Raw genomic sequence first — 532 nt, 5'->3', positions numbered from 1 at the left:
ATTCGAGCTCGGTCCCGGGGATCCTCTAGAGTCCGACATCGGATAGGCGGCCGAGTCCTCGACGCGCTGCTGGTTCTGGATCAGCAGCGCGTTGACGGCGTCGTCCTTCGTCGACACGTGTCCCGAGCCGTAGTTCGTGAACGCGATGTAGATGCAGTACAGGACCACGAAGATCTGGAAGACGAAGAGGAAGACCAGGCCCGGCGTCAGGTACTTGGCCGGCAGAAGGCCCGGCTTCAGGTAGACGACGTTGATCGCGAGGATGCCGAGGGCAACGACCGCTGCGATGACGACGCTGTCCTTGGTCAGCAGGACGAGGATCGCATAGACGGCCATCGCGTCGATGACGCCCAGGCACACGATCTTGACCAGCCAGACCTTCCACCCGGCGCCTGCGGCTTCCGCCCAGGCCTCGGCGCGTCGGCGGCGCCGTGCCGCGGCGCGGTCTTCGGGCGCGCGCGTAGGCGGCGCGGCGATCGTGGGGCCAGTCATCTTCGACTCCTGTCGGAACGTGGGGGGATCGGGGTGCGGA

The 532-nt window shown here is 66.5% G+C and carries 1 pseudogene; it reads right to left on the bottom strand.

From position 1 onward, the window contains the following. A pseudogene (locus I5I_RS05550) lies at positions 1 to 492 on the bottom strand (ABC transporter permease subunit); the annotation flags it as partial. Positions 493 to 532 lie beyond the last annotated feature (40 nt).

The sequence above is a fragment of the Microbacterium sp. B24 genome, from assembly GCF_000333415.1.
Lineage (GTDB): Bacteria > Actinomycetota > Actinomycetes > Actinomycetales > Microbacteriaceae > Microbacterium.
This window is presented reverse-complemented; position numbering and strand designations above follow the sequence as displayed.